Annotated in this window: 23 protein-coding genes; 19 read left to right on the forward strand and 4 right to left on the reverse strand. The window is 71.6% G+C overall.

Annotated elements, in window-relative coordinates:
• Positions 1–19 precede the first annotated feature (19 nt).
• The 3 genes from ACZ6C6_RS23780 (at position 20) to thrS (ending at position 3,840) form a co-directional block, all read left to right on the forward strand.
• The gene (locus ACZ6C6_RS23780) at positions 20–586 is read left to right on the forward strand and encodes a DUF4365 domain-containing protein (RefSeq protein WP_469205268.1); all 567 of its coding nucleotides are present in this window, start codon (positions 20–22) and stop codon (positions 584–586) included.
• Positions 586–1,773: a hypothetical protein gene (locus ACZ6C6_RS23785; RefSeq protein WP_469205269.1), complete on the forward strand. Its 1,188-nt coding sequence runs from the start codon at positions 586–588 to the stop codon at positions 1,771–1,773. The genes ACZ6C6_RS23780 and ACZ6C6_RS23785 overlap by 1 nt, the downstream gene beginning before the upstream one ends.
• A gap of 90 nt (positions 1,774–1,863) precedes the next feature.
• Entirely contained in the window at positions 1,864–3,840 is a 1,977-nt protein-coding gene (gene thrS, locus ACZ6C6_RS23790; RefSeq protein WP_469205270.1) for a threonine--tRNA ligase, read from the forward strand.
• A gap of 38 nt (positions 3,841–3,878) precedes the next feature.
• Here thrS and ACZ6C6_RS23795 read toward each other — a convergent pair whose 3' ends face one another.
• On the reverse strand, positions 3,879–4,550 hold the full coding sequence (locus ACZ6C6_RS23795) for a potassium channel family protein (RefSeq protein ID WP_469205271.1): 672 nt from the start codon (positions 4,548–4,550) through the stop codon (positions 3,879–3,881).
• 66 nt (positions 4,551–4,616) lie between these two features.
• Between ACZ6C6_RS23795 and ACZ6C6_RS23800 the strand changes: the two genes are divergently transcribed.
• Positions 4,617–5,177, forward strand: coding sequence for an HIT family protein (locus tag ACZ6C6_RS23800; protein ID WP_365684176.1), 561 nt, complete (start codon positions 4,617–4,619; stop codon positions 5,175–5,177).
• A 75-nt stretch (positions 5,178–5,252) separates the two neighbouring features.
• On the opposite strand, the gene ACZ6C6_RS23805 is transcribed toward ACZ6C6_RS23800, so the two are convergent.
• Positions 5,253–6,923, reverse strand: a complete 1,671-nt coding sequence (locus ACZ6C6_RS23805; RefSeq protein ID WP_469205272.1) for a hypothetical protein — start codon at positions 6,921–6,923, stop codon at positions 5,253–5,255.
• Between the two features lie 154 nt (positions 6,924–7,077).
• Positions 7,078–9,288, reverse strand: coding sequence for an elongation factor G-like protein EF-G2 (locus ACZ6C6_RS23810; RefSeq protein WP_469205273.1), 2,211 nt, complete (start codon positions 9,286–9,288; stop codon positions 7,078–7,080).
• A 375-nt stretch (positions 9,289–9,663) separates the two neighbouring features.
• On the opposite strand from ACZ6C6_RS23810, the gene pgsA reads away from it, so the two are divergent.
• The 15 genes from pgsA (at position 9,664) to ACZ6C6_RS23885 (ending at position 24,827) form a co-directional block, all read left to right on the forward strand.
• Positions 9,664–10,314: a phosphatidylinositol phosphate synthase gene (gene pgsA, locus ACZ6C6_RS23815; RefSeq protein WP_365684170.1), complete on the forward strand. Its 651-nt coding sequence runs from the start codon at positions 9,664–9,666 to the stop codon at positions 10,312–10,314.
• Positions 10,311–11,252 (forward strand): phosphatidylinositol mannoside acyltransferase, encoded by a 942-nt coding sequence (locus ACZ6C6_RS23820; protein ID WP_469205274.1) that lies wholly within the window; start codon positions 10,311–10,313, stop codon positions 11,250–11,252. Before pgsA ends, ACZ6C6_RS23820 begins: the two co-directional genes overlap by 4 nt.
• The gene (locus ACZ6C6_RS23825) at positions 11,249–12,409 is read left to right on the forward strand and encodes a glycosyltransferase family 4 protein (protein ID WP_469205275.1); all 1,161 of its coding nucleotides are present in this window, start codon (positions 11,249–11,251) and stop codon (positions 12,407–12,409) included. Before ACZ6C6_RS23820 ends, ACZ6C6_RS23825 begins: the two co-directional genes overlap by 4 nt.
• Before the next feature lie 38 nt (positions 12,410–12,447).
• Positions 12,448–12,996 carry a LemA family protein gene (locus ACZ6C6_RS23830; RefSeq protein WP_018524205.1) on the forward strand — a complete coding sequence of 183 codons (549 nt, stop codon included), beginning with the start codon at positions 12,448–12,450 and terminating at the stop codon, positions 12,994–12,996.
• 150 nt (positions 12,997–13,146) lie between these two features.
• A complete protein-coding gene (gene pdxS / locus ACZ6C6_RS23835; protein ID WP_469205276.1) occupies positions 13,147–14,067 on the forward strand; it encodes a pyridoxal 5'-phosphate synthase lyase subunit PdxS in 921 nt (306 codons plus the stop codon).
• 6 nt (positions 14,068–14,073) lie between these two features.
• Complete coding sequence (pdxT, locus tag ACZ6C6_RS23840; RefSeq protein ID WP_469205277.1) at positions 14,074–14,667, forward strand: pyridoxal 5'-phosphate synthase glutaminase subunit PdxT; 594 nt, start codon at positions 14,074–14,076, stop codon at positions 14,665–14,667.
• Positions 14,668–14,728: 61 nt separating this feature from the next.
• Positions 14,729–15,481 (forward strand): YebC/PmpR family DNA-binding transcriptional regulator, encoded by a 753-nt coding sequence (locus ACZ6C6_RS23845; RefSeq protein ID WP_365684162.1) that lies wholly within the window; start codon positions 14,729–14,731, stop codon positions 15,479–15,481.
• 132 nt (positions 15,482–15,613) lie between these two features.
• Entirely contained in the window at positions 15,614–16,183 is a 570-nt protein-coding gene (ruvC, locus tag ACZ6C6_RS23850; RefSeq protein WP_361025896.1) for a crossover junction endodeoxyribonuclease RuvC, read from the forward strand.
• Positions 16,180–16,806 carry a Holliday junction branch migration protein RuvA gene (gene ruvA / locus ACZ6C6_RS23855; RefSeq protein WP_469205278.1) on the forward strand — a complete coding sequence of 209 codons (627 nt, stop codon included), beginning with the start codon at positions 16,180–16,182 and terminating at the stop codon, positions 16,804–16,806. Before ruvC ends, ruvA begins: the two co-directional genes overlap by 4 nt.
• Before the next feature lie 74 nt (positions 16,807–16,880).
• Positions 16,881–17,954: a Holliday junction branch migration DNA helicase RuvB gene (gene ruvB, locus ACZ6C6_RS23860; RefSeq protein WP_365684158.1), complete on the forward strand. Its 1,074-nt coding sequence runs from the start codon at positions 16,881–16,883 to the stop codon at positions 17,952–17,954.
• A gap of 165 nt (positions 17,955–18,119) precedes the next feature.
• Complete coding sequence (gene yajC / locus ACZ6C6_RS23865) at positions 18,120–18,575, forward strand: preprotein translocase subunit YajC (RefSeq protein WP_469205279.1); 456 nt, start codon at positions 18,120–18,122, stop codon at positions 18,573–18,575.
• A gap of 147 nt (positions 18,576–18,722) precedes the next feature.
• Positions 18,723–20,474 (forward strand): protein translocase subunit SecD, encoded by a 1,752-nt coding sequence (gene secD / locus ACZ6C6_RS23870; RefSeq protein ID WP_469205280.1) that lies wholly within the window; start codon positions 18,723–18,725, stop codon positions 20,472–20,474.
• A 1-nt stretch (position 20,475) separates the two neighbouring features.
• On the forward strand, positions 20,476–21,567 hold the full coding sequence (secF, locus tag ACZ6C6_RS23875) for a protein translocase subunit SecF (protein WP_469205281.1): 1,092 nt from the start codon (positions 20,476–20,478) through the stop codon (positions 21,565–21,567).
• Positions 21,567–22,118, forward strand: coding sequence for an adenine phosphoribosyltransferase (locus tag ACZ6C6_RS23880; protein WP_469205282.1), 552 nt, complete (start codon positions 21,567–21,569; stop codon positions 22,116–22,118). The genes secF and ACZ6C6_RS23880 overlap by 1 nt, the downstream gene beginning before the upstream one ends.
• Before the next feature lie 150 nt (positions 22,119–22,268).
• Complete coding sequence (locus tag ACZ6C6_RS23885) at positions 22,269–24,827, forward strand: RelA/SpoT family protein (RefSeq protein WP_469205283.1); 2,559 nt, start codon at positions 22,269–22,271, stop codon at positions 24,825–24,827.
• Between the two features lie 67 nt (positions 24,828–24,894).
• On the opposite strand, the gene ACZ6C6_RS23890 is transcribed toward ACZ6C6_RS23885, so the two are convergent.
• Positions 24,895–26,124 carry a DUF349 domain-containing protein gene (locus tag ACZ6C6_RS23890; RefSeq protein ID WP_469205284.1) on the reverse strand — a complete coding sequence of 410 codons (1,230 nt, stop codon included), beginning with the start codon at positions 26,122–26,124 and terminating at the stop codon, positions 24,895–24,897.
• Positions 26,125–26,247: the final 123 nt, after the last annotated feature.

The raw sequence follows: 26,247 nt of genomic DNA on the forward strand, positions 1-26,247 counted from the left end.
CCGGAAGGCTTACGGAGCCATGGCGCTCGCGCAGCCCGAACCGAGCGGGCTGCTGCCCCAGCGGACCGCACCGCTGCGCGGCGGACTCGCCACCACCGCCTGCATGGAGACCCTCCAGGTGGGCTACCTCCACGCCGTCGCCGCGGCGGCGGGCTGCTCGCTGTCGCAGCCCTTCCCCGACAACGGCATCGACTGGCACGTCAGCCACGGTTCCCCCGGCCACCTCGTGGACGACGAGGTGACCATCAAGGTCCAGCTGAAGTGCACCTACCAGATACCGCCCCGGCCGCCCGGCCGGACCTTCGCCTTCACGCTGGACAACGCCCACCTGGTGAAGCTCGCCAGGACGCCCGTGTCGGTGCACAAGATCCTGGTCGTGATGCTCGTGCCGCGCAGCCAGGACGACTGGCTGCGGGCCGGCCCCGACAGCCTCGACCTGCGGCACTGCTGTTACTGGACCAACCTGGCCGGCCACCCCGTGACCGGCCGCCACCGGACCACCGTGCGGCTCCTGACCTCGCGCGTCTTCGACGACCGGGCGCTCTGCGAGATCATGACCCGCGTCGGGGCGGGAGGGAGACCCTGATGCACGAGTCCGTACGCGTCCACGGCGAGGCCGCCCCATCCTCCTGGGGCCTGCCCGACCCTGCCCGTGTCGACCCCGCCGTCCTCGGCGCCCTGCTCGCCCGGCACGGCTGGCAGCGGCGCGGGCCGGGCACCGGCCCCTACAGCCGCTGGACCCCGCCGGGCGGCACGACCAGCCTGCTCGTTCCCCGCACCGGGACCTTCCCCGACAGCGAGGACCTGCTCGGCGAGGCCCTGACCGCGCTCGCCCGCAGCGCGGTCCCCTCCGCCCGCGAGATCCTGGTCGCCCTCGCCGTCCCCAGTGACGAGATCCGCTGGCACCGCGAGGTCCCCGAACCCGCCGCCGGGGCCGCCGACTGGCTCGGCGCGGAGCAACTGCACGGCGCCGCCCGCCAGATCCTGCTGGCGGGCGCGCTCGCGGTCCGGGGCACGGCCGGCTACCACGGCGCCCGCCGCCGCGCCCGCGCCCTGGCCGCCCTCGGCCCCGTACTCACCGGTCCCGGACCCGGCGGCCGTTCCCTCACCGCCTTCGTCCCGGTCGACCCCGGCCGCCCCGTCGCCGTCCGGCTCCACCACGCCCTGCACGCCACCCGCGAGGCGGTGGACTACCAACGGGCCACCGGCCGCATGGAAGCCTTCGACAACGCCGTCGCGGCAGGCGTCAGCAGGGAACTCACCGAGGCGGTCGTCGCCCTCGTCCGAGGCTCGGAGGGCGCCGCCATCGCTCTGGACTGGGCGCCCGCCGCCGGAACGCCCGACGGCTGCCCCGCCCGCCCCGAACCCGTCGAGTTCTCCCCGGGCGACCTGCCCGCGCTGCGCCGGGCCGGGGCCCGCTACCTCCGCGACGAGCCCGCCGTCGCCGTACGGATCACCGGGGCCGTAGTCCGGCTGCGGCGGTCCGGGCCGCGCGGGGCGGGGATCGTACGGCTACGGGTGCTGGCCGGGGCCGAGGTGCCGCACGTCCGGATCGAGCTGGACGAAGAGGCGTACCGGATCGCGGGCCAGGCCCATCTGGTCGGGCTGCCGGTCCGGGTGGAGGGCCAACTGGAGAGCCGGGGCGGCTTCCGGCGGCTGACCGGGGCCTCGCAGGTCGTCCCCGTACAGGTGGACGACGGGGAACGGGACCGGCTGATGAAGTCGCTCCAGGAGAACGTGGACTTCTTCGAGGAGGCGTGCGCGGGGGAGTAGGGCCTTTCGCAATGGGGGGCCTCGGCTCGGTACGATTCCTTCTGCACGCGCCAGAGGAGTGCGGTGCGCCCCCTGAGTCAGGAGAGACCGGTGTCAGACGTCCGTGTGACCATCCAACGCGATTCCGAGCGGGAAGAGCGCGTGGTGACGACGGGCACTACGGCTGCCGAGCTCTTCCCCGGCGAGCGCACCGTCGTCGCGGCCCGCGTGGGCGGTGAGCTGAAGGACCTCGCGTACGAACTCCAGGACGGCGAGACCGTCGAGCCCGTGGAGATCTCCTCCGAGGACGGCCTCAACATCCTGCGCCACTCCACCGCGCACGTCATGGCCCAGGCCGTGCAGGAGCTGCACCCCGAGGCCAAGCTCGGCATCGGCCCGCCGGTCAAGGACGGCTTCTACTACGACTTCGACGTCGAGAAGCCGTTCACGCCCGAGGACCTCAAGGCCATCGAGAAGAAGATGCAGGAGATCCAGAAGCGGGGCCAGAAGTTCTCCCGCCGGGTCGTGACGGACGAGGCCGCCCGCGAGGAGCTGGCCGACGAGCCGTACAAGCTGGAGCTCATCGGCATCAAGGGCTCCGCGTCCTCGGACGACGGCGCGGACGTCGAGGTGGGCGGCGGCGAGCTGACCATCTACGACAACCTCGACCCGAAGACCGGCGAGCTGTGCTGGAAGGACCTCTGCCGGGGCCCGCACCTGCCGACGACCCGCTTCATCCCGGCCTTCAAGCTCATGCGGAACGCGGCCGCGTACTGGCGGGGCAGCGAGAAGAACCCGATGCTCCAGCGCATCTACGGCACCGCCTGGCCGACCAAGGACGAGCTCAAGGCGCATCTGGAGTTCCTGGAGGAGGCCGCCAAGCGCGACCACCGCCGCCTGGGGGCCGAACTGGACCTCTTCTCCTTCCCGGACGAGATCGGCCCCGGCCTCGCCGTCTTCCACCCCAAGGGCGGCGTCATCCGCCGGGCCATGGAGGACTACTCGCGCCACCGGCACGAGGAGGAGGGCTACGAGTTCGTCTACTCGCCGCACGCGACCAAGGGCAAGCTCTTCGAGAAGTCCGGCCACCTGGACTGGTACGCCGACGGCATGTACCCGCCCATGCAGCTCGACGACGGGGTGGACTACTACCTCAAGCCGATGAACTGCCCGATGCACAACCTGATCTTCGACGCGCGCGGCCGTTCGTACCGTGAACTGCCCCTGCGCCTCTTCGAGTTCGGCACGGTGTACCGGTACGAGAAGTCGGGCGTCGTGCACGGCCTCACCCGCTCGCGCGGTTTCACGCAGGACGACGCGCACATCTACTGCACCCGTGAGCAGATGGCCGAGGAGCTGGACCGGACGCTCACCTTCGTCCTCAACCTGCTCCGCGACTACGGGCTCACCGACTTCTACCTGGAGCTGTCCACCAAGGACCCGGAGAAGTTCGTCGGGTCGGACGACGCCTGGGAAGAGGCCACCGAGACCCTGCGCCAGGTCGCCGAGAAGCAGGGCCTGCCCCTGGTCCCGGACCCGGGCGGGGCCGCGTTCTACGGCCCGAAGATCTCCGTGCAGTGCAAGGACGCCATCGGCCGGACCTGGCAGATGTCGACCATCCAGCTCGACTTCAACCTGCCGGAGCGGTTCGACCTGGAGTACACCGGTCCGGACGGCTCCAAGCAGCGCCCGGTCATGATCCACCGCGCGCTGTTCGGCTCCATCGAGCGCTTCTTCGCGGTGCTCCTGGAGCACTACGCGGGTGCGTTCCCGGTCTGGCTGGCCCCGGTCCAGGCGGTCGGCATCCCGATCGGCGACACGCACATCCCGTACCTCCAGGAGTTCGCGGCGGAGGCCCGGAAGAAGGGCCTGCGCGTCGACGTGGACGCGTCGTCGGACCGGATGCAGAAGAAAATTCGCAACCACCAGAAGGCCAAGGTGCCCTTCATGATCATCGTCGGCGACGACGACATGAACGCGGGCACGGTGTCGTTCCGGTACCGCGACGGTTCGCAGGAGAACGGCATCGCCCGTGACGAAGCGATCGCCAAGCTCGTTGACGTGGTGGAGCGTCGCGTGCAGGTGTGAGGTGCTCCCCGCGCAAGCGGGGACGGGCCCCCGGTGAGCTACCCGCTCGCCGGGGGCTCCTTCTCGTCCTCCCTGCGGAACACCTGGATCAGCCACGACGAGAACGCGCCCGTCACCGCCCCCAGCAGCGCCAGGCCGCACGCCATCAGGCCCGCCGCGATGACCCGGCCCATCGTCGTCACCGGTACGGCATCCCCGTACCCCACCGTCGTCAGCGTCTCGCACGCCCACCAGACCGCGTCCCCGAATGTGCGGATCGAGGCGCCCGGGGCCCGGTGCTCCCAGTGGTACACGCTGAGGGCCGCCGAGAAGCCCAGGAGGACGGCCGTCATCCCGGCGTACGAGATCACTCGCGCGTACAGGCCGAGGCGCGGGCGGTCCCGCTTCTCCTGGACCGCCGTGTAGACCTGCACCATGCGCAGCGGGCGCAGCAGCGGCAGGGCCAGGACGAGGGTGTCGAGCCAGCGGACGCGGACGAAGCGGAGGCCGAGGCCGCTGAGGCGCAGGCGTGCCGCGTAGTCGAGGACGAACAGCAGCCAGGTCGCGCCGACGAGAGCGAGGGAGATGTCGTGCCAGGGCTGGGCGTCGCGCGGGGCCAGGACGCGGAACGCGTAGCCGGCGAGGAAGACCAGGGAGGCCGCGAGGAGCGGGACCTCGGTGCGCCGCTCCCAGTGGGTGAGGGCGGGAGGGGGCGGGGTGCGCGCGCTCATCGGCCCAGCATCGCGGTGCGTGGAGGGGATCGGCCCCGGCGACACGCTCCGCACAGGTGAAGCAATATGCTGGCCGGCATGACGAGTGAGCCGGAACAGCAGATCGGAGTGGGGACGCCCGACGCGTTCCAGCGCCTGTGGACGCCCCACCGGATGGCGTACATCCAGGGCGAGAACAAGCCGACCGGCCCGGAGGCGGGGGACGGCTGTCCGTTCTGCGGAATTCCGGAGAAGTCGGACGAGGACGGGCTCGTCGTCGCGCGCGGTGCGAAGGTGTACGCCGTGCTGAATCTGTACCCGTACAACGGGGGGCACCTGATGGTGGTGCCGTACCGGCATGTCGCGGACTACACGGAGCTGGACGGTCCGGAGACGGCGGAGCTGGCCGATTTCACGAAGCGGGCGATGACCGCGCTGCGGGCGGCCTCGGGTGCGCACGGTTTCAACATCGGGATGAACCAGGGCGCGGTGGCGGGGGCGGGCATCGCCGCGCATCTGCATCAGCATCTGGTGCCCCGGTGGGGTGGTGACGCCAACTTCATGCCGGTGGTGGGGCACACCCGGGTGCTGCCGCAGCTGCTGGCGGACACGCGGAAGATGCTGGCGGACGCCTGGCCGGCCGCTTGATCTCCCTGGTTCTCCTGCTCGCCGTGCGGGGCGCTCCGGTTTCCTCCGGGGCGCCCCGTTCGCGTACGCGGGTGGTTACGCGTCGTAGAGGTCGGCCTTGCCGGGCGTCGGGGCCTGGACGAGGCCGCTGAGGACCGACGAGCGGCCCGCGAAGCGCTCGGTGTCCACGCCGTGCTCCTCCAGGACCTTGATGGCGGCGTTGTGCACGACGCGCAGGACGGGGGTGGCGGCGCGCATGGCGTCGTCGGCCATGAAGCGGTGGCGCCAGGGCTTCTCGGCCCAGGCGTGGCGGAGGCCGAAGGGCTCGGGCAGGGCGATCTTGCCGCCGAGGTAGTCCAGGAGCGGCGGATACCAGGTGAAGGGGGCGCGCAGGGCGAGGCGGGTGACCTCGTGGGCGTCGACCAGGGCGAGGGTGATGTCGCGGGTCTCCCAGAACCGGACGGTCTTGTTGACGGTCCGGGTCTTCGCGGCGGGCTTGCTGGTGAAGAGGGAGTGGACGGGGCCGAGGGCGTGTCCGGTGACCTCGATGCGCAGGGTCTCGTAGAGGACGGTGACGGTGATCATCATGGTGATGACGAGCTGGCCGTCCCAGAGGGTGAACTGAACGCCCAGGTAGTGGCGGTTGCCGCCGCCGAACTGCTGGTGGTTGCAGATCCGCTGTATCTCGTGGGGCTTGATCTGGTAGGTGGCGACGTCCTCGCCCTGGGGGCGGGTGACGCTGTCCGCGTTCTCCCCGATGGGGGTGACGATCCAGTGGTTGACGGAGGGGGTGGGGAATCCGCCGGTGTTCAGCGGGCCGCGTTCCAGCAGCTTGAGCTGGTCGTGGATGACGCGGATGACGTCCCAGCTGCGGAACTGGTGGATCTCCTTGCCCGGTTCCTTGGGGACGAGGTCTTCGGCGAGCTGCCAGCTGCCCCAGCGGGTGCCCATGCCGAGGATGCCCTTGGGGCCCGCGTAGAAGACGGAGTTGGACTGCTGCTCGGCGGAGAGCTTCTCCAGGCCCTGGCGCAGGGCCTCGCGGGCGGTCTCGCTGGGGTTCTTCGGGACGGACTCGGGGATCTTGGCGGCGACGCCGCCGCCGGAGAGCAGGCCCTCCCAGCGGGCGCGCATGTCCCGGGCGGACCTTTCGGCGATCCGTTTGGCGATGTACCAGCCGATGACCGGGGCGACGAGCATCGCGCGCAGGTAGAGGGCGAGGAGTCCGGCCAGGGGCAGCCGGATCATCAGGAAGACGACGCCGATGCCGACGAGGGGCAGCAGGCTGTTGCCGAGGGTGGTGAGGAGCCTGTCCTTGGTCTTGGCGAAGCCGTCGCGGAGCCGGAAGGCGATGACCCACAGCAGCATGCCCGGCAGGAACAGGAAGCCGAACAGCACGGTGACAGCCGTGAGCCGGGTGTCCCGTTGCTTACGGAGGCTGTTCGCGGAGAGGCAGTGCTCGACCACGGTCTGCGGGTCGGTGCCGAAGGACTGGATGAGGTCCTTGCGGGCGCCGCCGAGCATGCGCTCCTGTACGGCGCGGGCGAACGCCTCGCCGAGGTTGGGCTTGAAGTAGTCGGACTTGAGGAAGCCGGAACGACCCGCTTTCACCTCGGACTTGTGCCACTCGCTGTTCGCTTTGAGGATCTCCTCCACCGGGCTGTCGCGGTACGCGGCGGAGGCGAGGGCGTTGGTCGCCACCGCCGCGCCTGCCGACCCCTGGAGCGGAATCTGCGCTCCGGGTGAGAAATCGAATCCGTTGCTGGCCACTGTCGCCCCCACTCGCCACCGAGGAACCGCTCCTGCGGCTGTTTCCCAACTGCCGTGCCCGGCACACTTTCTGAGCTGGGGTCTCAGCGTATCGTCCGGATACGTCCGCCGTCCGGCCCTGTGGACAACGTTCGGCGGAGCGGCCCGTTTCGTGTCACCCCCGGCCGGCGTGCACGCGGTCGGCGAGCTGCGGGGGCATGGGTTCGTGGCGGGCGTACGAGCGTTGGAAGCGGCCGGTGCCGTGGGTCAGGGCCCGCAGGTCCACCGCGTACCGGCCGATCTCCAGTTCGGGCACGTCGGCGCGGACGAGGGTGCGTCCGGAGCCGGACTGTTCGGTGCCGGTGACCCGGCCCCGGCGGCCCGAGAGGTCGCTCATGACCGGGCCGACGTAGTCGTCGGGCACCAGGACGGCGACCTCGGCGACGGGTTCCAGGAACTGCACGTGCGCCTCGGCGGCGGCCTCGCGCAGAGCCAGGGCGCCGGCGGTCTGGAAGGCGGAGTCGGAGGAGTCCACGGAGTGGGCCTTGCCGTCGCGCAGGACGACCCTGATGTCGACCAGGGGATGTCCGGCGGCGACGCCCCGGGCGGCCTGGGCACGGACGCCCTTCTCGACGGAGGCGATGAACGCCCGGGGTACGGCGCCGCCGACCACCCGGTCCTCGAAGGCGACGCCCGAGCCGGCGGGCAGCGGTTCGACGTCGATCTCGCAGACCGCGTACTGGCCGTGGCCGCCGGACTGCTTGACGTGGCGGCCGCGCCCGGTGGCCGGTCCGGCGAAGGTCTCGCGGAGGGCGACGCGGTGCGGGACGGTGTCGACCTGGACGCCGTAGTGGTCGCGCAGCCGGTCCAGGGCGACGTCCAGGTGGGCTTCGCCCAGGCCCCACAGGACGAGCTGGCCGGTGTCCGGGTTCTGTTCGAGGCGCAGGGCCGGGTCCTCGGCGACGAGGCGGGACAGGCTGTGGGAGAGCTTGTCCTCGTCGGTCTTGCTGTGGGCCCGGACCGCGAGCGGGAGGAGGGGGTCGGGGGTGGTCCAGGGGGCGAGGAGGAGGGGGTGGCCGGTGCCGGAGAGGGTGTCGCCGGTCTCGGCGGTGTCCAGCCGGGCGACGCAGGCCAGGTCGCCGGCGACGCACGCGTCGAGGGGCCGCTGCTGCTTCCCGAAGGGGGAGGTGAGGGCGCCGACCCGGGTGCGCGCCTCGTGGCCGGGGCGGTCCTCGTGTGCGGGGGAGTCGAGGCCGTGGCCGTGGACGTGCACGGTGTCGTCGGGGCGCAGGGTGCCGTTGAAGACGCGGACGAGGGAGAGCCGGCCGACGTAGGGGTCGGAGGACGTCTTGACGACCTCGGCGACCAGGGGGCCCTCGGGGTCGCCGTCGAGGGCGGGGAGCGGGGAGCCGTCCGGGGCGGTGACGGCGGGCAGCGGGTGCTCGCGCGGGTCCGGGAAGCCGCCGGTGATCAGGTCGAGGAGTTCGACGGTGCCGATGCCCTGGCGGGCGCCGTCGGCGGCGGGTGCGGCGGCGAGGACGGGGTGGAAGGAGCCGCGGGCGACGGCGCGTTCGAGGTCGGTGACCAGGGTGCCGGTGTCGATGGCCTCACCGCCGAGGTAGCGGTCCATCAGGGTTTCGTCCTCGCTCTCCGCGATGATCCCCTCGATGAGGCGGGCGCGGGCCTCGGCCAGGGGTGCCTGCTCGTCGCCGGACGGGGGGTGTGCGGCGCGCTCCCCGCCGGAGTAGTCGAAGACGCGCTGGGCGAGCAGGCCGGTGAGGCCGGTGAGCGGGGCGTGCCCGTCGGCGGCCTCCGGGCCGAGCACGGGCAGGTAGAGGGGGAGGACGGCGTCGGGGTCGTCGTCGCCGAAGAGCTCCCCGCAGATCCGGGTCATCGCGTCGAACGGGGTGCGGGCGGTGTCGAGGTGGGTGACCACGATGGCCCGGGGCATGGCGACGGCGGCGCACTCCTCCCACAGCGCCCGGGTGGTCGCGGCGACGGCCTCGGGCTCCTGCGCGGCCGAGATGACGAAGAGGGCCGCGTCCGCCGCCCGCAGCCCGGCCCTGACCTCCCCGACGAAGTCGGCGTACCCGGGGGTGTCCAGCAGGTTGACGCGGTGCCCGTCCCAGTCCACGGGGACGAGGGAGAGCTGGACGGACCGGTTCTGGCGGTGCTCGATCTCCTCGTGGTCGGAGACGGTCGTGCCGTCCTCGACGCGTCCCGCGCGGCCGAGGGCGCCCGCGGTCTGCGCGAGGGCCTCGACCAGCGTGGTCTTGCCGGAGCCGCTGTGGCCGACCAGCGCCACGTTGCGCAGGGCGCCGGGGTGGTGGCCGGCCGCCGGTGTCCCTCCGGCGGCTCCGGTGCGTGCGTGTGCCTTGTCGCCCATGATCATGCCTCCCGGCGGTGGCGTACGGGCAGGCGCTCGGGGCCGGCGCGGCGGCTGCGACGACGCCCGCGGTATTCCGAGCTTGGCACTGCCCGCGGGAGGCGTCCATACGGGCGTGCGGGGTGCCCGGACGGTGGACGGCGCAGCGCGTGACTACGATGGGCCCGGAGGGTGCTGAAGGCCCTGGCCGGGCTCGCGGCGCCCGGACGCACGTCTGCGGCGTTGCCGAAACGCCTTCATGGCTCGCCATGGAGACGCTCCGGCGCCCTGCAGCCGCACGCACCGGCCACCGCTCCCTGATCCGGCCAGGGCCTTCAGCACCCTCCAGCCGGTGGCCGACGGGGTCACGCGGCCCAGCTACCCCTCGGGAAGGCCATGCTGAACAAGTACGCGCGTGCCTTTTTCACGCGTGTCCTCACGCCGTTCGCCGCACTGCTCCTCCGCCTCGGCGTGAGCCCGGACGCGGTCACCCTGATCGGTACGGCCGGGGTGATGGCCGGTGCGCTGGTCTTCTTCCCGATGGGGGAGTTCTTCTGGGGCACGATCGTCATCACGATCTTCGTGTTCTCCGACCTCGTCGACGGGAACATGGCGCGCCAGGCCGGCATCTCCAGCCGGTGGGGCGCGTTCCTGGACTCCACCCTCGACCGGGTCGCCGACGGGGCGATCTTCGGTGGCTTCGCCCTCTGGTACGCGGGCAGCGGCGACGACAACACCCTGTGCGCGGTCGCGATCTTCTGCCTGGCGAGCGGTCAGGTGGTCTCGTACACGAAGGCGCGCGGAGAGGCGATCGGGCTGCCGGTGGCGGTCAACGGGCTCGTGGAGCGTGCCGAGCGCCTGGTGATCTCGCTGGTGGCGGCCGGTTTCGCGGGTCTGCACAAGTTCGGGGTGCCGGGCATCCAGGTGCTGCTGCCGATCGCGCTGTGGATCGTCGCCGTCGGCAGCCTCGTGACGCTGGTCCAGCGGGTCGTCACCGTGCGCCGTGAGGCGGCGGAGGCGGACGCGGCGGACTCGGGCGGGCAGTGAGCGGCGCCGAGGCGCGGCCCGGCGCCAGGGAGCGGCTGAGCGACGCGCTGTACGGGCTGGGCTGGGCGGCGGTCAAGACGCTGCCCGAACCGGCCGCCCGGGCCCTCTTCCGTACCCTCGCCGACCAGGTGTGGAGGCGGCGCGGGAAGAGCGTGCTCCGGCTGGAGGCCAACCTCAAGCGGGTCGTGCCGGACGCCGGCCCGGCCCGGCTGGCCGCCCTGTCGCAGGCAGGCATGCGCTCGTACATGCGCTACTGGATGGAGTCGTTCCGGCTGCCCACCTGGAGCCCGGAGCGGATCAAGGCGTCGATCGACGTCACGGACGCGCACCGGCTGACGGAGGGGCTGGACTCCGGGCGCGGGGTCATCCTCGCCCTGCCGCACCTGGGGAACTGGGATCTGGCCGGAGCGTGGGTGACCACGGACCTGAAGGTGCCGTTCACCACGGTCGCCGAGCGGCTGAAGCCGGAATCGCTGTACGACCGGTTCGTCGCCTACCGCGAGGGCCTGGGCATGGAGGTGCTGCCGCACACCGGCGGTGCCGCGTTCGGGACGCTTGCCCGGCGGCTGCGGTCGGGCGGCCTGGTCTGCCTGGTCGCCGACCGCGATCTGTCCTCGTCGGGCATCGAGGTGACGTTCTTCGGCGACACGGCCCGGATGCCCGCCGGTCCGGCGCTGCTGGCCCAGCAGACCGGCGCACTGCTGCTGCCGGTGACGCTCGGTTATGACGACACGCCGGTGATGAAGGCACGCATCCACCCGCCGGTCGAGGTGCCGGAGTCAGGTGACCGGGCCGCGAAGACGTCAGTGATGACACAGGCCCTGGCCGACGCGTTCGCCGTGGGCATCGCCGAGCATCCGGAGGACTGGCACATGCTGCAACGGCTCTGGCTCGCCGACCTCGAACCGCGCACGGACCGGAGCGGAGACCCGACGTGAAGATCGGCATCGTCTGCCCGTACTCCTGGGACGTTCCGGGCGGTGTGCAGTTCCACATCCGCGACCTGGCCGAGCATCTGATCCGGCTCGGCCACGAGGTGTCCGTGCTCGCCCCGGCCGACGACGAGACGCCGCTGCCGCCGTACGTGGTCTCCGCGGGCCGGGCCGTGCCGGTCCCGTACAACGGCTCGGTGGCGCGGCTGAACTTCGGGTTCCTGTCGGCGGCCCGGGTGCGGCGCTGGCTGCACGAGGGCACGTTCGACGTGATCCACATCCACGAGCCGACCTCGCCGTCGCTGGGGCTGCTGACCTGCTGGGCGGCGCAGGGGCCGATCGTCGCCACGTTCCACACGTCCAACCCGCGCTCCCGGGCGATGATCGCCGCCTACGCGATCCTGCAGGCGGCGCTGGAGAAGATCAGCGCGCGGATCGCGGTCAGCGAGTACGCCCGCCGGACCCTGGTCGAGCACCTGGGCGGCGATGCCGTGGTCATCCCGAACGGGGTGGACGTCGACTTCTTCGCGCGGGCCGAGCCCCGGCCCGAGTGGCAGGGCGGCACGATCGGCTTCATCGGCCGCATCGACGAGCCCCGCAAGGGCCTGCCCGTGCTGATGCGCGCGCTGCCCGCGATCCTCGCCGCCCGTCCGGAGACCCGGCTCCTGGTGGCCGGCCGGGGCGACGAGGAGGAGGCCGTCGCCTCGCTGCCGAAGGAGATGCGCTCGCGCGTGGAGTTCCTCGGCATGGTGAGCGACGAGGACAAGGCGCGGCTGCTGCGCAGCGTCGACCTGTACGTGGCCCCCAACACCGGGGGCGAGAGCTTCGGGATCATCCTGGTCGAGGCCATGTCGGCGGGCGCGCCGGTCCTCGCCAGCGATCTGGACGCCTTCGCGCAGGTCCTGGACCAGGGCTCGGCGGGCGAGCTGTTCGCCAACGAGAACGCGGACGCGCTGGCCGGGGCGGCGATCCGGCTGCTGGGCGACCCGGAGCGGCGCGCCGGGCTGCGCGAGCGGGGGAGCGCCCATGTGCGGCGCTTCGACTGGTCGACGGTCGGGGCGGACATCCTCGCGGTGTACGAGACGGTGACGGACGGCGCCGCCTCGGTGGCGGCGGACGAACGCACGGGGCTGCGGGCCCGGTTCGGGCTGGCGCGGGAGTAGCGCCTGGCCGGGCCTTCGCCCCGGTAGCCTTGCCGCCCGTGACCGTAACCCTCATCATCTGGGCCGTCGTGGTGCTCGTCGCGATCGGCCTGTACCTCAGCTGGACCGCGGGCCGCCTCGACCGGCTGCACACCCGCATCGACGCGGCCCGGGCGGCCCTCGACGCCCAACTGCTGCGCCGGGCCTCGGTCACCCAGGAGCTCGCCACCTCCGGCGTCCTCGACCCGGCCGCGTCGATCGTGCTGTACGAGGCCGCGCACGCCGCGAGGCAGTCGCCCCAGGACCACCGCGAGGTCGCCGAGAGCGAGCTGAGCGCCGCCCTGCGCGCGGTGTTCGGTGAGAGCGCGCAGGTGGAGGCGGTACGGGAGATCCCCGGTGGCCAGGAGGCGGCGTCCGAGCTGGCGGCCGCGGTGCGGCGGGTGCCGATGGCGCGCCGCTTCCACAACGACGCGGTCCGGGCCGCGCGGGCGCTGCGCCGGCACCGTACGGTGCGGTGGTTCCGGCTGGCGGGGCACGCGCCGTTCCCGCTGGCCTTCGAGATGGACGACGAGCCGCCGGTGGCCCTGGCGGACCGGCCGGGCAGCTGACGGACAGCGCCCCGTCCCCGCGCGCGGGGAGGCCGGCGAAAACGATCCACCGGCCTTCCATTGGCCCTTGCTGTGGACTGGTGCGGAGGAGTTTGCTCGGCAGTGCGTCATTCGGCGCGCCCGCATCCGCTCCCCCCAGTGAGGTCATCCGTGTCCACGCTTCCCAGCACTTCGCAGTCCGCCGACGCCCCGGCCACCGGCACCGCCCGCGTCAAGCGCGGCATGGCCGAGCAGCTCAAGGGCGGCGTGATCATGGACGTCGTCAACGCCGAGCAGGCGAAGATCGCCGAGGACGCGGGCGCCGTGGCGGTCATGGCCCTGGAGCGGGTGCCGGCCGACATCCGGAAGGACGGCGGCGTGGCCCGGATGTCGGACCCGAACATGATCGAGGAGATCATCGAGTCGGTGTCCATCCCGGTGATGGCCAAGTCCCGCATCGGTCACTTCGTGGAGGCGCAGGTCCTCCAGTCCCTCGGCGTCGACTACATCGACGAGTCCGAGGTCCTGACCCCGGCCGACGAGGTCAACCACAGCGACAAGTTCGCCTTCACCACCCCCTTCGTCTGCGGCGCCACCAACCTGGGCGAGGCGCTGCGCCGGATCGCCGAGGGCGCGGCCATGATCCGTTCCAAGGGCGAGGCGGGCACGGGGAACGTGGTGGAGGCCGTCCGTCACCTGCGCCAGATCAAGAACGAGATCGCCCGGCTGCGCGGCTTCGACAACAACGAGCTGTACGCCGCGGCCAAGGACCTGCGCGCCCCCTACGAGCTGGTCAAGGAGGTCGCGGAGCTGGGCAAGCTGCCCGTCGTGCTGTTCTCCGCGGGCGGCGTCGCCACCCCGGCCGACGCGGCGCTGATGCGCCAGCTCGGTGCCGAGGGCGTCTTCGTCGGCTCCGGGATCTTCAAGTCCGGCGACCCGGCCAAGCGCGCCGCCGCCATCGTGAAGGCCACCACCTTCTACGACGACCCGAAGGTCATCGCGGACGCCTCCCGGAACCTGGGCGAGGCCATGGTCGGCATCAACTGCGACACGCTGCCCGAGGCCGAGCGCTACGCCAACCGCGGCTGGTAGTCACCGATGAACGACACCCCTGTGATCGGAGTCCTGGCCCTCCAGGGCGACGTACGGGAACACCTGATCGCCCTGGCCTCGGCGGATGCCCTGGCCAGGCCGGTCCGGCGCCCCGAGGAACTGGCCGAGGTGGACGGCCTGGTCCTGCCCGGCGGCGAGTCCACCACCATGTCCAAGCTGGCCGCCCTCTTCGGCATGCTGGACCCCCTGCGCGAGCGGATCGCGGCCGGGATGCCGGTGTACGGCACCTGCGCCGGGATGATCCTGCTCGCCGACAAGATCCTCGACCCCCGGTCCGGCCAGGAGACGCTGGGCGGCATCGACATGATCGTGCGCCGTAACGCTTTCGGGCGGCAGAACGAGTCCTTCGAGGCGGCCGTCGACGTCGCCGGGATCGACGGCGGGCCGGTCGAGGGCGTCTTCATCCGGGCCCCCTGGGTCGAGTCCGTGGGCGCCGGGGCGAAGGTGATCGCGGAGCACGGCGGCCACATCGTGGCCGTACGCCAGGACAACGCCCTTGCCACGTCGTTCCACCCGGAACTGACCGGGGACCACCGACTCCACGCGTACTTCACCGAGATGGTGCGCGCGGCCGGGTGACTCGATCCCGGTAGGATCTCTCGGGTTCGTACGGAATTTGGTGACGCGAAGGAGAAGGCAGATGTCCGGCCACTCTAAATGGGCTACGACGAAGCACAAGAAGGCCGTGATTGACGCCAAGCGCGGCAAGCTCTTCGCGAAGCTGATCAAGAACATCGAGGTCGCGGCCCGCACCGGTGGTGTGGACCCCGAGGGCAACCCGACCCTCGTGGACGCGATCCAGAAGGCGAAGAAGAGTTCGGTCCCGAACAAGAACATCGACTCCGCGGTCAAGCGCGGCGGCGGTCTTGAGGCGGGCGGCGTCGACTACCAGACGATCATGTACGAGGGCTACGGCCCCAACGGTGTCGCGGTGCTCATCGAGTGCCTGACCGACAACCGCAACCGTGCCGCGTCCGACGTACGGGTCGCCATGACCCGCAACGGCGGTTCGATGGCCGACCCGGGTTCCGTCTCGTACCTGTTCAACCGCAAGGGCGTCGTCATCGTCCCCAAGGGCGAGCTGACCGAGGACGACGTGCTCGGTGCCGTTCTCGAAGCGGGCGCCGAGGAGGTCAACGACCTCGGCGACACCTTCGAGGTCGTCAGCGAGGCCACCGACATGGTCGCGGTCCGCACCGCGCTCCAGGAGGCGGGCATCGACTACGACTCGGCCGAGGCCAACTTCCTGCCCACCATGCAGGTCGACCTGGACGAAGAGGGCGCCCGCAAGATCTTCAAGCTGATCGACGCGCTGGAGGACAGCGACGACGTGCAGAACGTCTTCGCCAACTTCGACGTCAGCGACGAGGTCATGGCGAAGGTCGACGCCTGAGCCGCGTCCGACACAGCCGTTGCGGACGGGCCGGCGGGGGACACACCCCGCCGGCCCGTCCGCATTGTCGGTGGTGACCGATAGCCTGCTGAAACACTGGAACAGTTGACCGATCGGCAGGGAGGGGCGACCGTGCGCGTGCTCGGCGTGGACCCGGGACTGACCCGGTGCGGGGTCGGCGTGGTCGAGGGCGTCGCGGGCCGCCCGCTCACCATGCTCGGCGTGGGCGTCGTGCGCACCCCCGCCGACGCGGAGCTCGGCCACCGCCTGGTCGCCGTCGAGCGCGGCATCGAGGAATGGCTGGACGAACACCGCCCCGACTGCGTCGCCGTGGAACGCGTCTTCGCCCAGCACAACGTGCGTACGGTGATGGGCACCGCCCAGGCCAGCGCGATCGCCATGCTCTGCGCGGCCCGGCGCGGCCTCCCGGTCGCCCTGCACACGCCCAGCGAGGTCAAGGCCGCCGTCTCCGGCAGCGGACGCGCCGACAAGGCGCAGGTGGGAGCCATGGTGACCCGCCTCCTGCGGCTGGACGCCCCGCCGAAACCGGCCGACGCCGCGGACGCCCTGGCCCTCGCCATCTGCCACATCTGGCGCGCCCCCGCCCTCAACCGACTCCAGCAGGCGCACGCGGCGGCCGCCGCCCGCCCCCCGCGCGTCCCGCGCACCGCAGCCGTACCCGTCCGGAAGGTCCCCCGATGATCGCCTTCGTCACCGGCCCCGTCGCCGCTCTCGCCCCGACCACGGCCGTCATCGAGGTCGGCGGCATCGGCATGGCCGTCCAGTGCGCGCCGAACACCCTGGCCGCCCTGCGCGTCGGCCAGGAGGCCAGACTCGCCACCTCGCTCGTCGTCCGCGAGGACTCGCTGACCCTCTACGGCTTCGCCGACGACGACGAGCGGCAGGTCTTCGAGCTCCTCCAGACCGCCAGCGGCGTCGGCCCCCGGCTCGCCCAGGCCATGCTGGCCACGCACACCCCGGACGCCCTGCGGCTCGCCGTGGCCACCGGCGACGAGAAGGCGCTCACCGCCGTCTCCGGCATCGGCAAGAAGGGCGCCCAGAAGCTCCTGCTGGAACTGAAGGACCGGCTCGGCGAACCCATCGGCACCCACGCCCCCGGCCAGGGCATCGGCACCGCCGTCTCCGCCTCCTGGCGCGACCAGCTCCAGGCCGCCCTGATCGGCCTCGGCTACGCCACCCGCGAGGCCGACGAGGCGGTCGCCGCCGTCGCGCCCCAGGCCGAGGAAGCCCTCGCCGCCGGAGGCCAGGCACCCGTGCCGCAGCTGCTGCGCGCCGCCCTGCAGACCCTCAACCGGGCGCGCTGAGCGGCACGGGCACCCCTTCTCCGCCCGGCCGGCCACCCGGCCGGGCACCGATACATCCGAGGCGGACAGACGAGATGAACTGGGACGACACCGGAGCTGGCACGGACGACCGGCTCGACGAGCGGCTGGTCGACGCCGGCGCGGACGGCGACGACACCGCGGTCGAGGCCGCGCTGCGCCCCAAGGACCTGGACGAGTTCGTCGGCCAGGAAAAGGTCCGCGAACAGCTCGACCTGGTCCTCAAGGCCGCCCGCGCCCGCGGCGCCACCGCCGACCACGTCCTGCTCTCCGGCGCGCCCGGCCTCGGCAAGACCACCCTCTCCATGATCATCGCGGCGGAGATGAACGCCCCGATCCGGATCACCTCCGGCCCGGCCATCCAGCACGCCGGCGACCTCGCGGCGATCCTCTCCTCGCTCCAGGAGGGCGAGGTGCTGTTCCTGGACGAGATCCACCGCATGTCCCGGCCCGCCGAGGAGATGCTGTACATGGCCATGGAGGACTTCCGGGTCGACGTCATCGTCGGCAAGGGCCCCGGCGCCACCGCGATCCCGCTGGAGCTGCCCCCCTTCACGCTGGTCGGCGCCACCACCCGGGCCGGGCTGCTGCCGCCCCCGCTGCGCGACCGCTTCGGCTTCACCGGGCACATGGAGTTCTACGCCCCCGCCGAGCTGGAAAGGGTGATCCACCGCTCCGCCCGCCTGCTGGACGTCGAGCTGGACGCCGAGGGCGCCGCCGAGATCGCCGGGCGCTCCCGGGGCACGCCCCGTATCGCCAACCGGCTGCTGCGCCGCGTGCGGGACTACGCCCAGGTCAAGGCCGACGGCCGCATCGACCGGGAGGTCGCGTCGGCGGCCCTCGGGGTGTACGAGGTCGACGCCCGGGGCCTGGACCGGCTGGACCGGGCGGTGCTGGGGGCGCTGCTCAAGCTGTTCGGCGGGGGTCCGGTGGGCCTGTCCACGCTCGCGGTGGCCGTGGGGGAGGAGCGCGAGACCGTCGAGGAGGTCGCCGAGCCCTTCCTCGTACGGGAAGGACTGCTGGCCAGGACGCCGCGCGGACGGGTCGCCACCCCGGCCGCCTGGGCCCACCTGGGACTGGTTCCTCCGCAGCACGGCGTAACGGGACAACAGGGTTTGTTCGGGGCGTGATGCGTCACAGGTTGACCGCAAGCGGAACCACGGTGCCATGCTGGGCGTTGTTCCATCGATGCGGACTCGCTTAGACTCCGCCGATGCCGCCCGTAACGGGTCGGTGTACCCACCCCCGTAGACCAGGCCGTTCTCCAGTGCGGTCGTGCGAAGGAAATTCGTCCCGTGAATCCCGTGACTCTCCTCCCCTTCATCGTGCTCATCGGGGCCATGTTCCTGATGACGCGGTCCGCCAAGAAGAAGCAGGCGGCGGCTGCGGCCATGCGCAATGAGATGCAGCCCGGCACCGGCGTCCGCACGATCGGGGGCATGTACGCCACCGTCAAGGAGCTTCACGACGACACGGTCCTCCTTGAGGTCGCCCCCGGCGTCCACGCCGTGTACGCGAAGAACGCGATCGGCGCCGTCCTGGACGACGCGGAGTACAACCGCATCGTCCACGGCGACGACCCGGAGCTCGACGTCGACGGCGCGGTCGTGCCGGACGACGCCTCCTCGCTGACCGAGGCCGACGACGTCAAGACCGACCTGGTCAAGAAGACGGACTCGGACGACGACGCCGAGGCCGCGGACGACAAGAAGTCCGACGGCAAGGCCGACGGCGAGGCCGACGCGAAGTAGCACACCGCGACCCGGGGATGCCGTGAGCCCACAGGCGTCCGGCACCCCGGTGCGTGCGTGCCTTCGCGGGGGCGGGTCCCCACTAAACTTCGTGGCCGCTCGGACGCATACCCGGCGCGGGGCGGTTGGACAGGGAGAAACGACAAGGTGGCAGCACCGAAGAAGGGCCGAGGCGCGGCCGGTGGTCAGGGGAAGCCAGGGCGTTCCCTGGCGCTGATCCTGATCGCCATGGTGGCCCTCACCGGCGGGATGTTCCTGGCCGATCAGCCGACGCCGCGACTCGGCATCGACCTGGCCGGCGGCACCTCCATCACGCTGGAGGCCAAGGCCGAGCCCGGCCAGGAAAAGGCGATCAACAAGACCAACATGGACACCGCGGTCGACATCATGAACCGCCGTGTCAACGGTCTGGGGGTCAGCGAGGCCGAGGTCCAGACCCAGGGCAATCGCAACATCATCGTCAACATCCCCAAGGGCACGAACTCCGCCGAGGCCAGGGCGCAGGTCGGCACCACCGCCAAGCTGTACTTCCGGCCGGTGCTGACCGTCGCCCAGGGCGCGCCCACCCCGGACCCCAGCGCCTCCCCCTCCGGCAAGGCCAGCACCTCCCCCTCGCCGAAGGCGTCCGCCTCCGAGAAGGCGACGGACGGCGACAAGGCCAGCCCCTCGTCCAAGCCGTCCGCGTCCGCCACCACCCAGGGCCGCGCGGTCACCGGCGCCCTGAAGGCCGACTCCTCGCCGTCGCCGAAGGCCAGCGCCACGCCGAAGGCCAGTGAGTCCGCGTCCGCCGAGGACCAGGCCGCCGCCGCCAAGCTCCAGAAGCAGTTCGAGTCGCTCGACTGCTCCAGCAAGGCGTCCCGTGCCGAGGCCGCCCGGGGCAGCAAGGCCGGTGACACGGTCGTGGCGTGCAGCCAGGAGGGCGACGCCAAGTACGTGCTCGGCCCGGCCGAGGTCTCCGGCACCGAGGTCAAGACCGCCAAGGCCGCCTTCGACCAGCAGCGCGGCATGTGGATCGTCCAGATGGAGTTCTCCGGCAAGGGCTCCAAGCAGTTCCAGGCGATCACCAAGAAGCTCTCCACGCAGCAGGAGCCGCAGAACCAGTTCGCCATCGCCCTGGACGGCGAGGTCGTCTCCGCCCCCCGGGTCAGCGAGCAGCTGAGCGGCAGCGCCGAGATCTCCGGCAGCTTCAACCAGGACTCCGCCGAGGCCCTGGCCAACCAGCTCTCCTACGGTGCGCTCCCGCTCTCCTTCAAGGAGCAGAGCGTCACCACCGTCACCGCCGCGCTCGGCGGCGAGCAGCTGAAGGCCGGGCTCATCGCCGGCGCCATCGGCCTCGCCCTCGTCGTCATCTACCTGGTGGCCTACTACCGCGGCCTGGCGTTCATCGCCCTGCTCAGCCTCCTGGTCTCCGGCATCCTCAGCTACACGATCATGTCGCTGCTCGGCCCGGCCATCGGCTTCGCGCTGAACCTCCCGGCCGTCTGCGGTGCCATCGTGGCCATCGGTATCACCGCCGACTCGTTCATCGTCTACTTCGAACGCGTACGGGACGAGATCCGCGAGGGCCGTACGCTGCGCCCCGCCGTGGAACGCGGCTGGCCGCGCGCCCGGCGCACCATCCTGGTCTCCGACTTCGTGTCGTTCCTCGCCGCCGCCGTGCTCTTCGTGGTCACCGTCGGCAAGGTCCAGGGCTTCGCGTTCACGCTGGGTCTCACCACCCTGCTCGACGTCGTCGTGGTGTTCTTCTTCACCAAGCCGCTCATGACGATCATGGCGCGCAAGAAGTTCTTCGCCAGCGGCCACCCCTGGTCCGGTCTGGACCCGAAGCGCCTCGGCGCCAAGCCGCCGCTGCGCCGCTCCCGCCGTGTCAACGCCCCCACCGAACCGAAGGAGGCGTGAGATGTCGCGACTCGGGAATCTCGGCGCCCGTCTCTACCGAGGCGAGGTCGGCTACGACTTCATCGGCAAGCGCAAGATCTGGTACGGCGTCTCCGTCCTGATCACCATCACGGCCATCCTCGGCCTGGTGGTCAGCGGCCTGAACATGGGCATCGAGTTCAAGGGCGGTGCCGTCTTCACCACCCCGAAGACGAGCGTGTCCGTCTCCGAGGCGGAGGACCTGGCGTCGGACGCCTCCGGCCACCAGGCCATCGTCCAGAAGCTCGGCAACGGCGGTCTGCGCATCCAGATCACCGAGGTCGACACCCAGAAGTCTGACGAGATCCAGGACAAGCTCGCCCAGGACCTCGACGTCCCGCGCGAGAAGATCGCCGCCGACCTCGTCGGTCCCAGCTGGGGCGAGCAGATCGCCAACAAGGCGTGGACCGGCCTCGGGGTCTTCATGATCCTGGTCGTGATCTACCTGGCCATCGCCTTCGAGTGGCGGATGGCGGTGGCGGCCCTCGTCGCGCTGATCCACGACATCACCATCACGGTCGGTGTCTACGCCCTGGTCGGCTTCGAGGTCACCCCGGGCACCGTGATCGGTCTGCTCACCATCCTCGGTTACTCCCTCTACGACACGGTCGTCGTCTTCGACAGCCTCAAGGAGGGCACGAAGGGGATCACCAAGCAGACCCGGTGGACGTACAGCGACGTCGCCAACCGCTCGATCAACAGCACGCTGGTCCGCTCGATCAACACCACCGTCGTCGCCCTGCTGCCGGTCGCCGGTCTGCTGTTCATCGGTGGCGGCGTCCTCGGCGCCGGCATGCTGAACGACATCTCGCTGGCCCTCTTCGTCGGCCTCGCGGCCGGTGCGTACTCCTCGATCTTCATCGCCACCCCGCTGGTCGCCGACCTCAAGGAACGCGAGCCGCAGATGAAGGCCCTCAAGAAGCGGGTCCTCGCCAAGCGCGCGGCCGCCGCGGCCAAGGGCGAGACCGAGGACGACCGGGGCGAGGACGACTACGAGGACGCGGCTCCGGCAGGTGCGGTCGTCGGACAGCGCCAGCAGCCCAGGGGCCACGGCCGGACCCCGGGGAAGCGCTGATGACCAGCACCACCGACAGCATCAGGGAGCTCCTGCTCAGCCGTATCCGTGACGTGGCGGACTACCCGAAGCCGGGCGTGATGTTCAAGGACATCACCCCGCTGCTCGCGGACCCGGTCGCCTTCACGGCCCTCACCGACGCCCTCGCGGAGCTGTGCCGGCGGCACGGCGCCACGAAGATCGTCGGCCTGGAGGCCCGCGGCTTCATCCTGGCGGCCCCCGTCGCGGTCCGGGCCGGCCTCGGCTTCGTACCGGTCCGCAAGGCCGGGAAGCTGCCGGGGGCCACGCTCAGCCAGGCGTACGAGCTGGAGTACGGCACCGCCGAGATCGAGATCCACGCGGAGGACCTGTCCGCCGACGACCGGATCATGGTCATCGACGACGTGCTCGCCACCGGCGGCACCGCCGACGCGTCCCTGGAGCTCATCCGCCGGGCCGGCGCCCAGGTCGCCGGGGTCGCCGTCCTCATGGAGCTGGGCTTCCTGTCCGGCCGGGCCCGCCTGGCCGACAGCCTGCGCGGGGCCCCGCTGGAGGCCCTGATCACGGTCTGAGGACCTGCCGCAGCGACGCCGACGGGCACCCGGGAACAACCGGGTGCCCGTCGGCGTTGTCAGGGCTCTCACGGTCCCCGGGGGAGGACCGGCCGCCGGGTCGTTACGATGGCCCTTCCGGGTGTGTCCGGATCCGCACGAGGAGCGCTCTTGCCAGACGAGGCCCAGCCAGTCGCCGCCCCGCAGCCCGACAAGCCCGGGGGCGCCTCCGCCACGCCCGCGAAGCAGGAATCCGCGGAGAAGCCGAAGCCTCCGGCGCCCCAGCCCGGCACGGGCCCCGCGCCCGCCGAGGCCAACGGCCCGGCGCCCGCTTCCCCCGCCCAGCCGGCCGCCCCCGCCCCGACCGCGCCCAAGCCCCCCGCGAAGCCCGCCGCCGGATCCGCCTCGCCCACCGGCCCGGCCTCCCGCTCCGGCGGTTCCTCCAACCGCGTCCGCGCCCGCCTCGCCCGTCTCGGTGTCCAGCGCTCCAGCCCGTACAACCCGGTCCTCGAACCGCTGCTGCGGATCGTCCGCGGCAACGACGCCAAGACCGAGACCTCCACGCTGCGCCAGATCGAGCGGGCCTACCAGGTCGCCGAGCGCTGGCACCGGGGCCAGAAGCGCAAGAGCGGCGACCCGTACATCACGCACCCGCTCGCCGTGACGACGATCCTCGCCGAGCTGGGTATGGATCCGGCCACTCTGATGGCCGGGCTGCTGCACGACACGGTCGAGGACACCGAGTACGGCCTGGACACCCTGCGCCGCGACTTCGGCGACCAGGTCGCCCTGCTGGTCGACGGCGTCACCAAGCTGGACAAGGTCAAGTTCGGCGAGGCCGCCCAGGCCGAGACCGTGCGCAAGATGGTCGTCGCCATGGCCAAGGACCCGCGCGTCCTGGTCATCAAGCTCGCCGACCGGCTGCACAACATGCGCACCATGCGGTATCTCAAGCGGGAGAAGCAGGAGAAGAAGGCCCGCGAGACGCTGGAGATCTACGCCCCGCTCGCCCACCGCCTGGGCATGAACACCATCAAGTGGGAGCTGGAGGACCTCGCCTTCGCGATCCTCTACCCCAAGATGTACGACGAGATCGTGCGGCTGGTCGCCGAGCGGGCGCCCAAGCGCGACGAATACCTCGCCATCGTCACCGACGAGGTCCAGGCCGACCTGCGCGCCGCCCGCATCAAGGCCACCGTCACGGGGCGGCCCAAGCACTACTACAGCGTCTACCAGAAGATGATCGTGCGGGGCCGCGACTTCGCGGAGATCTACGACCTGGTGGGCATCCGCGTCCTCGTGGACACCGTCCGCGACTGCTACGCGGCGCTCGGCACCGTGCACGCGCGATGGAATCCGGTCCCCGGCCGGTTCAAGGACTACATCGCGATGCCCAAGTTCAACATGTACCAGTCGCTGCACACCACGGTGATCGGCCCCAGCGGCAAGCCCGTCGAGCTCCAGATCCGTACGTTCGACATGCACCGCCGCGCCGAGTACGGCATCGCCGCGCACTGGAAGTACAAGCAGGAGGCCGTCGCGGGCGCCTCCAAGGTCCGCACCGACGTCCCCAAGAACAGCGGGCGCGGCCAGGACACCGTCAACGACATGGCGTGGCTCCGCCAGCTCCTGGACTGGCAGAAGGAGACCGAGGACCCCAGCGAGTTCCTGGAGTCGCTGCGCTTCGACCTCTCGCGCAACGAGGTCTTCGTCTTCACGCCCAAGGGAGACGTCATAGCGCTGCCGGCCGGGGCCACCCCGGTCGACTTCGCCTACGCCGTCCACACGGAGGTCGGCCACCGCACGATAGGAGCACGGGTCAACGGCCGGCTCGTGCCGCTGGAGTCCACGCTCGACAACGGCGACCTGGTCGAGGTCTTCACCTCGAAGGCGGCCGGCGCCGGGCCCTCGCGCGACTGGCTCGGCTTCGTCAAGTCGCCCCGGGCCCGCAACAAGATCCGCGCCTGGTTCTCCAAGGAGCGCCGCGACGAGGCGATCGAGCAGGGCAAGGACGCCATCGCGCGGGCCATGCGCAAGCAGAACCTGCCGATCCAGCGCATCCTGACCGGCGACTCTCTGGTCACCCTGGCGCACGAGATGCGCTACCCCGACATCTCGTCCCTCTACGCAGCCATCGGCGAGGGCCATGTCGCCGCCGCGGGCGTCGTGCAGAAGCTGGTCCAGGCCCTCGGCGGCGAGGACGCGGCCAACGAGGACCTGGAGGAGAGCACCCCGCCCTCCCGCAGCCGCACCAAGCGCCGTTCCAACGCCGACCCCGGGGTCGTCGTCAAGGGCGTCGACGACGTCTGGGTCAAGCTCGCCCGCTGTTGTACGCCCGTGCCCGGCGACCCCATCATCGGCTTCGTCACCCGGGGCAGCGGCGTCTCCGTGCACCGCGCGGACTGCGTGAACGTCGACTCGCTCTCCCAGCAGCCCGAACGGATCCTGGACGTCGAGTGGGCGCCCACCCAGTCCTCGGTCTTCCTGGTCGCCATCCAGGTCGAGGCCCTGGACCGGTCCCGCCTCCTGTCGGACGTCACCCGGGTCCTCTCGGACCAGCACGTCAACATCCTGTCCGCCGCCGTCCAGACGTCCCGGGACCGGGTGGCCACCTCGCGCTTCACCTTCGAGATGGGCGACCCGAAGCACCTCGGCCACGTCCTGAAGGCGGTACGGGGCGTGGAGGGCGTCTACGACGTCTACCGGGTGACCTCGGCCCGCCGGCCGTAAGCACGCACAGGAGAGGGGCCCCTCCGCTTCGCGCGGAAGGGCCCCTCTCCTGCGGTACGGGACCGGATCAGCCGCCGAACTCCTCCAGGCCCTTGAGCGCCTGGTCGAGCAGGGCCTGCCGGCCCTCCAGCTCACGGGCCAGCTTGTCCGCGCGGGCGTTGTTGCCCGAGGCGCGGGCCGCGTCGATCTGGCCGCGCAGCTTGTCCACGGCCGCCTGGAGCTGACCGGTCAGACCCGCGGCGCGGGCCCGGGCCTCCGGGTTCGTCCGGCGCCACTCGGTCTCCTCGGCCTCCTGGAGCGCCCGCTCGACCGCCTGCATCCGCCCCTCGACCTTCGGGCGGGCGTCACGCGGTACGTGGCCGATGGCCTCCCAGCGCTCGTTGATGCCCCGGAACGCGGCCCTGGCCGCCTTCAGGTCCGTCACCGGCACCAGCTTCTCGGCCTCGTCGGCGAGCTCCTCCTTCAGCTTGAGGTTCTCGCCCTGCTCCGCGTCGCGCTCCGCGAAGACCTCGCCACGGGCGGCGAAGAAGACGTCCTGGGCACCGCGGAAACGGTTCCACAGCTCGTCCTCGGCCTCGCGCTGGGCGCGGCCCGCCGCCTTCCACTGGGTCATCAGGTCGCGGTAGCGGGCTGCCGTGGCCCCCCAGTCCGTGGACCCGGAGAGCGCCTCGGCCTCCGTGACCAGCTTCTCCTTGACCTTGCGGGCCTCCTCGCGCTGGGCGTCCAGCGAGGCGAAGTGGGCCTTGCGGCGCTTGGAGAACGCCGAGCGGGCATGCGAGAAGCGGTGCCACAGCTCGTCGTCGGACTTGCGGTCGAGCCTGGGCAGGCCCTTCCACGTGTCCACGAGGGCGCGCAGCCGCTCGCCCGCGGAGCGCCACTGCTCGCTCTGCGCCAGCTCCTCGGCCTCGGCGACCAGAGCCTCCTTGGCATGCTTCGCCTCGTCGGCCTGCTTCGCCTTCTGGGCCTTGCGCTCCTCGCGGCGCGATTCGACCGTCGCGACGAGCGCGTCCAGCCGCTTGCGCAGCGCTTCCAGGTCGCCGACGGCGTGGTGCTCGTCGACCTGGGTGCGCAGGTGCTCGATGGCGGTCGTCGCGTCCTTCGCGGACAGATCGGTGGTCTTCACCCGCCGTTCGAGGAGGCCGATCTCGACCACAATGCCCTCGTACTTGCGCTCGAAGTAGGCCAGGGCCTCCGCCGGTGAACCGGCCTGCCACGATCCGACGACCTGCTCGCCGTCGGCTGTACGCACGTACACGGTGCCCGTCTCATCGACACGGCCCCACGGGTCGCTGCTCACAGCGCCTCCTCCACCTGATGCCCGCGAGGGGATCACCCCCCTGGCATCGTCCACAGTTTCCTGGGGCGGGCACCGCCCGCCCTGCACGACGCCAATCTAGGCGACGGGCCGCCCGGCTGTCCG

The sequence above is a fragment of the Streptomyces sp. NPDC041814 genome (assembly GCF_055590565.1).